The sequence below is a fragment of the Acidovorax sp. HMWF018 genome (assembly GCF_003061035.1).
In the GTDB taxonomy this organism is placed as follows: Bacteria; Pseudomonadota; Gammaproteobacteria; order Burkholderiales; family Burkholderiaceae_C; genus Acidovorax; species Acidovorax delafieldii.
The window spans coordinates 1,001-7,299 of the sequence record NZ_QAIM01000654.1 but is presented as its reverse complement, the minus strand read 5'-3'; the positions used below and the strand labels follow the sequence as shown (position 1 = coordinate 7,299).

At 66.0% G+C, this 6,299-nt stretch carries 5 protein-coding genes and 1 pseudogene; 5 read left to right on the top strand and 1 reads right to left on the bottom strand.

Annotated elements, in window-relative coordinates; all coding sequences use genetic code 11:
* From glnA to DBR23_RS27420, 5 genes and pseudogenes are all read left to right on the top strand, one after another.
* Positions 1-747: pseudogene (glnA, locus tag DBR23_RS31985) on the top strand (glutamine synthetase); the annotation flags it as partial.
* A 222-nt stretch (positions 748-969) separates the two neighbouring features.
* The gene (locus DBR23_RS27435; RefSeq protein WP_108500166.1) at positions 970-1,497 is read left to right on the top strand and encodes a hypothetical protein; all 528 of its coding nucleotides are present in this window, start codon (positions 970-972) and stop codon (positions 1,495-1,497) included.
* Between the two features lie 81 nt (positions 1,498-1,578).
* Complete coding sequence (gene glnL / locus DBR23_RS27430; RefSeq protein WP_056067116.1) at positions 1,579-2,604, top strand: nitrogen regulation protein NR(II); 1,026 nt, start codon at positions 1,579-1,581, stop codon at positions 2,602-2,604.
* Between the two features lie 51 nt (positions 2,605-2,655).
* Positions 2,656-4,293, top strand: coding sequence for a nitrogen regulation protein NR(I) (ntrC, locus tag DBR23_RS27425; protein WP_108500165.1), 1,638 nt, complete (start codon positions 2,656-2,658; stop codon positions 4,291-4,293).
* Between the two features lie 228 nt (positions 4,294-4,521).
* Positions 4,522-5,469: a PA2169 family four-helix-bundle protein gene (locus DBR23_RS27420; RefSeq protein ID WP_108500164.1), complete on the top strand. Its 948-nt coding sequence runs from the start codon at positions 4,522-4,524 to the stop codon at positions 5,467-5,469.
* Positions 5,470-5,615: 146 nt separating this feature from the next.
* Here DBR23_RS27420 and xth read toward each other — a convergent pair.
* The coding region (xth, locus tag DBR23_RS27415) for an exodeoxyribonuclease III (protein WP_233250787.1) at positions 5,616-6,299 on the bottom strand (684 nt) is incomplete at its 5' end.

Sequence of the window (6,299 nt, the reverse complement as noted above, 5' to 3'; positions counted from 1 at the left end):
ATCGGTACCCGTTTCAGCACCCTGGTTGAGCGCGCCGACTGGACCATCCTGCAAAAGTACGTGATCCACAACGTGGCCAACGCCTACGGCAAGACCGCCACTTTCATGCCCAAGCCTTACCACGGCGACAACGGCTCCGGCATGCACGTGCACCAGTCCGTCTGGAAGGACGGCAAGAACCTGTTCGCTGGCGACGGCTATGCTGGTCTGTCGGACTTCGCGCTGTACTACATCGGCGGCATCATCAAGCACGCACGTGCCCTGAACGCCATCACCAACCCCGGTACCAACAGCTACAAGCGCCTGGTGCCTCACTTCGAAGCCCCGGTGAAGCTGGCCTACTCGGCCAAGAACCGTTCCGCTTCGATCCGTATCCCTTACGTGGCCAACCCCAAGGGCCGTCGCGTGGAAGCCCGCTTCCCCGATCCACTGATGAACCCCTACCTGGGCTTCGCAGCCCTGCTGATGGCCGGTCTGGACGGCGTGGAAAACAAGATCCATCCTGGCGAAGCCGCTACGAAGGACCTGTATCACCTGCCTCCAGAAGAAGACAAGCTGGTGCCCACCGTGTGCCACAGCCTGGACCAGGCCCTGGAACATCTGGACAAGGACCGCGCGTTCCTGACCAAGGGTGGCGTGTTCACCGACAGCATGATCGACGCCTACATCGATCTGAAGATGAACGAAGTGACCCGCTTCCGCATGGCCGTGCACCCTGTCGAGTACGACATGTACTACTCGCTGTAATCGTCTGCCTGCAGACCATTGCTCAAGAAAAGGCGGCGCAAGCCGCCTTTTTTCATGGACGGGCGGAGGCGTTACCTGCGCTGAACGCGTGTGGCGGAACCAAGACGCCAGGTGTTGCATCCGTATACACAGCCCTTCAAGGGTCTGCCCTTGTTGGATTGGAGATGTAGGGTGATTGGGAGATACTCCCCTGTCCCCTGCATGTCAGTGCGAGGAAACCGAATGAATCAAACGCTCATCACCCTGCTCCTCATCGCCGCCGCCGTCCCCGCAGTCCAGGCGCAAGACCGCATCTACCGTTGCGGCAACGAATACACCAACAATGCCCAGCAGGCCAAGGAGCGTGGCTGCAAGCTGGTCGAAGGGGGTAATGTCACCGTAGTGCAGGGCACTCGCCCCGCGTCGGCCGCAGCGCCTGCCCCCGGCGGCAGTGGCGCTGCTGCCACTTCTTCCGCGACATCGCCCGCCAACGCTCCACGCGTCAGCAACAACGAGCAAAAATCCCGTGACTCGGATGCCCGCGCCATCCTGGAGTCCGAGCTGCGCAAGGCGGAAACGCGCCATGCCGAACTGCTCAAGGAATACAACAACGGCGCCCCTGAGCGCAACGCACTCGATCTGCGCAACCCCCAGCGCTACACCGAACGCACGGCCGAACTCAAGGCCAGCGTGGCCCGCAGTGAGAGCGACATCGCGGGTATCAAGCGCGAGATTGCCCGCCTGCCTGCCCCTGCTGCGCCCACCAACTGATCGCGGTGATTGCGTGTGAGTGCCCCTTCTTCCTCCGACCTTCCCGGCACTGACACCGGGCGTTTTCATTCCCTGGACCTGATGTCCACCCTGGTGGCGGTGCTGCGCGCTGACGATGGCGCGGTGCAGTTTGCCAATGCCGCGCTGGAAAACACACTGGGCCTCTCGCGCCGCACGCTGGAAGGGGCGGACTTCTCTACCTTCTTCACCGACCCCGCCTTGCTGCAGACGGCCCTGGCGGGCGCCCGGGGCAAGGACTTTGCCGCACTGCGCTACGAGGCCAGCCTGAAGCGCCTGCACCAGGACCCGGTGCCCGTGCATGTCAACGTGGCCGATGCCGAGCAGGTGGGCGAAATCCTGGTGGAGCTGTGGCCGCTGGAGCAGCAGGCCCGCCAGGACCGCGAAGAGCGCCTGCGCGACCAGGCCCAGGCCAACAAGGAGCTGATCCGCAACCTGGCCCATGAGATCAAGAACCCGCTGGGCGGCATTCGGGGCGCGGCGCAACTGCTGGAGATGGAGCTCGATAACCGCGAGCTCACCGAATACACCCAGGTCATCATCCACGAGGCCGACCGCCTGCAGAGCCTGGTGGACCGGCTGCTCGCGCCCCATCGCCACCCCCACTTGGTGGGCGATGTGAACATCCACGAGGTGTGCGAGCGCGTGCGTTCGCTCGTGCTGGTCGAATACCCGCAGGGCCTCAGGGTGCAGCGCGACTACGATACCTCCATCCCTGAGTTTCGCGGGGACCGCGCGCAGCTCATTCAGGCGGTGCTAAACATCGTGCAGAACGCGGCCCAGGCGTTGTCAGAGCGAATCGCCAAAGGCGATGCCGTGATCACGCTGCGCACGCGCGTGGCCCGCCAGGTCACGTTCGGCCGACAACGCTACCGGCTGGCACTGGAATTGCATGTCATCGACAACGGACCGGGCGTACCCGATGCCATCAAGGAGCGGATTTTTTATCCACTGGTATCGGGTCGGGACGGCGGATCAGGGCTGGGGCTGACGTTGGCGCAAACCTTCGTGCAGCGTCACCACGGGTTGATCGAATGCGACAGCGTACCGGGTCGCACCGACTTCCGAATCCTGATCCCCTTGCCCTGACAGCGCATGACGGTCCCTGACACGCAACCACAGGGAAGGTAAGAAAAACATATGAAGCCGATCTGGATAGTAGATGACGACCCCTCGATCCGCTTCGTCCTGGAAAAGGCGCTGGCGCGCGAGAACCTGCCCACGCGCAGCTTCACGCACCCCCGCGAAGTGCTGGACGCACTGGCCGATGTCACCGCAGGCGACCCCGCGCGCCAGGGCCCCCAGGTTCTGGTGAGCGACATCCGCATGCCCGGCGGTTCGGGCCTGCAACTGCTGGAGAAGGTGCGCGAGCTGCAGCCCGGCCTGCCCGTCATCATCATGACGGCGTACTCCGACCTCGACAGCGCTGTGTCGGCCTTCCAGCGCGGCGCGTTCGAATACCTGCCCAAGCCGTTTGACCTGCCCAAGGCGGTGGAGCTGATCCGCCGAGCGGTGGAAGAAAGCCAGCGCGAAGAAGTCACCGAAGAGCGCCAGACCGCGACCCCCGAAATGCTGGGCCAGGCGCCCGCCATGCAGGACGTGTTTCGCGCCATCGGGCGGCTGTCGCAAAGCCAGGTCACGGTGCTCATCACCGGCGAATCGGGCTCGGGCAAGGAGCTGGTGGCGCGCGCGCTGCACAAGCATTCGCCCGTGGCAGACGGCCCCTTTGTGGCCATCAACACCGCAGCCATTCCCAAGGACCTGCTGGAGAGCGAACTCTTCGGCCATGAGCGCGGCGCCTTCACCGGCGCCCAGACCCAGCGGCGCGGCCGCTTCGAGCAGGCCGAGGGCGGCACGCTGTTCCTCGACGAAATCGGCGACATGCCGTTTGATTTGCAGACGCGCCTGCTGCGCGTGTTGTCGGACGGCCAGTTCTACCGCGTGGGCGGCCACGCAGCCGTCAAGGCCCATGTGCGCGTGATTGCCGCCACCCACCAGAACCTGGAGCAGCGCGTCAAGGAAGGCGGCTTCCGCGAGGACTTGTTCCACCGCCTCAACGTGATCCGCCTGCGCCTGCCCGCGCTGCGCGAGCGGCATGAAGACGTGCCCATGCTCACGCGCCACTTTCTGCAGCAAAGCGCGCGGCAGCTGGGCGTGGAGCCCAAGCGCATTGCCGATTCGGCACTGGCGCGGCTGGAGCAGTTTGCCTTCCCGGGCAACGTGCGCCAGCTGGAGAACATCTGCCACTGGCTCACGGTGATGGCGCCTGCCCAGGTGATCTCGCTGCAGGACCTGCCGCCCGAGGTGCTGGAAGCCCCGGTGTACCAGCAGCCCGTGCGCGCCACGGCGGGCGCCGAGCCTGCGGCGGCCACGGTGACATCGATGCCGGTGGCCCCGCTGGCGCCTGTTGCGCCAGTAGCGCAGCCTGCACCCGAATTGGTGGGGGGCCTGCACCCCGCAGCGCAGGTGTCCGCTCCAGTGTCGGCGTCTGCACCTGCGGCCGTTGCGTCCTGGTCGGCCGACGCCGTAGCTGCCCCTGTGGCTGCCGCCCACAGCTGGGAGCAGGCACTGGAAACCGAAGCGCAAAAACTGCTCGCAGGCGGCCAGCCCGAGGTGTGGGATGCGCTCACGCGGCGCTTTGAGTCGCGCCTGATCCGCACGGCCCTGGTGGCCACCCACGGCCGTCGCATGGAGGCCGCGCAGCGCCTGGGCATTGGGCGCAACACCATCACCCGCAAGATCCAGGAGTTGGGGCTGGACGCGCCGGATGAAGTATGAAAATGGCCGCAGGCGCATGTTGATCATGCCTCTGCAGCTATTGAAATCGTAGCAATGCAAGGTGCCATTACATCGCTGGTGGCATCGCTGTAACCCGGCCCGGATGCGCGCTGCGCATCGCACTGCATGGCGGGCCATGTCCTACATGCAGGCCCTCCCTGGGCCGACCCGGCACTCCGGAGGTGGCTTCAACAATGAAGTCACTGTCAACCAACCGGAGATGTTCCTATGTCGGATTTCAACGATGCCAACCGTGACCCTTTGACCAATGAGCCAGGTGCTCACCCCGTCGGAACGGGCGTGGGCGCCGCCCTCGGGGGCGCCGCTGCCGGGGCTGCTGCAGGTGCTTTTGGCGGCCCGGTCGGCGCTGCCATTGGTGGCGTAGCGGGTGCTGTGGCGGGCGGCCTGGCGGGCAAGGCGGCTGCCGAGGCCGTCAACCCCACCGAAGAAGACGCCTACTGGCGCGAGACCTACCACCGCGAGCCCTACTACGTGGGCGGCCGCACGTACGACCAATACCGTCCTGCCTACGAGCTGGGCTGGTCGTCGGTAGGCCGCTACGAGGGCGACTTTGACGCCATCGAGCCGCGCCTGGCGGACGACTGGCGTGCACGCCACGGCAGCGACGGCCTGGCCTGGACCGACGTACGCCCCGCCACCCGCGCCGCGTGGGAGCGCGCCGCCAACCGCACTGCGCTGGCCAGCGACCGCCCGATGGACGTGATCGACGCCGAAGACGTGGTCGATGTGCTCAACGACCTGCTGGAGTCTGCACGCGATGGCGAATACGGCTTCCATGCCTGTGCCGAGCACGCAGAGTCGGGCCAGCTCAAGGGCATCTTCCAGCGCCACTCGCGCGAGTGTGCGGCTGCCGCCGTGGAGCTGGAACACGAGATCCGCCGCCTCAATGGCGACCCTGCGCAGGGGGGGACCGTGGCGGGCGCGTTGCACCGGGGCTGGGTGTCGGTGAAGACAGCGTTGTCCACCCAGGACGATAAGGCTGTGCTCGAAGAATGCGAACGTGGCGAGGACGCTGCGGTGGCCCGCTACCGCAAGGCGCTGAAGGCTGCGCTGCCTGCCGACGTGCGTGCTCTGGTGGAGCGCCAGTCCCAAGGCGCCCAGCGCAACCACGACGAGGTGCGTGCGCTGCGCGACGGGTTCTCGCCCCGGCCCTGATCCCAGGTGCCAAGGGCGACCCTTGGGTAAACCGCACCTGACCGGGCGTCGGTTGCTGGGCTGAGGGCTGACCCCAAGAAAAAGGCTGCCAGAGCATTCCTCTGGCAGCCTTTTTTGCGTCGCGTGCGGAGCGGCTCAAGGGCGCATCAGGCGCTCATCGTGACAACCACCGGCGCATGGTCGCTGGGTTGTGGGTTCTTGCGCGGGGCGCGGTCCACCACGCAGGCCGTCACCGTGGGCTTGAGGGCCTCGCTCACCAGAATGTGGTCGATGCGCAGGCCCCGGTTTTTCTGAAAGCCCAGCATGCGGTAGTCCCACCACGAATAGCTCTTCTCGGGCTGCTCGAACATGCGGAAGGCATCGGTCAGCCCCAGGGCCAGCAGGGCCTGGAAGTGGTTGCGCTCTTCGGTGGTGTGGTGGATGGTCTCGCGCAGGCCCTCGGGGTCGTACGAGTCGCGGTCTTCAGGGGCCACGTTGAAGTCGCCCACCAGCACCAGGCGCGGGTGGGCGGCCATCTCGGCGCGCACCATGTCCTGCAGCGCCTGCAGCCAGCGCATCTTGTAGGCGAACTTTTCCGAGCCCGGCTCCTGGCCGTTGACGAAGTAGCCGTTGAGCAGGCGCAGCGGGCCTGCCGGCGTGTCCAGCGTGGCGGCGATGACGCGGGCCTGCTCGTCGCCAAAGGCGGGGATGTTGCGCACCACATCGCGCAGCGGGTGGCGGCTCAGGATGGCCACGCCGTTGTAGGTCTTTTGGCCGAAGGCCACGGCTTCGTAGCCGGCCTCTTTCAACGCGTCGTGGGGAAACTTGTCGTCGGTGAGCTTGAGCTCCTG

Excerpts from the sequence above, each read along its gene's own strand:
- DBR23_RS27435 (WP_108500166.1), top strand. The coding sequence starts at position 970 with ATGAATCAAACGCTCATCACCCTGCTCCTCATCGCCGCCGCCGTCCCC.
- glnL (WP_056067116.1), top strand. The coding sequence starts at position 1,579 with ATGTCCACCCTGGTGGCGGTGCTGCGCGCTGACGATGGCGCGGTGCAG.
- ntrC (WP_108500165.1), top strand. The coding sequence starts at position 2,656 with ATGAAGCCGATCTGGATAGTAGATGACGACCCCTCGATCCGCTTCGTC.
- DBR23_RS27420 (WP_108500164.1), top strand. The coding sequence starts at position 4,522 with ATGTCGGATTTCAACGATGCCAACCGTGACCCTTTGACCAATGAGCCA.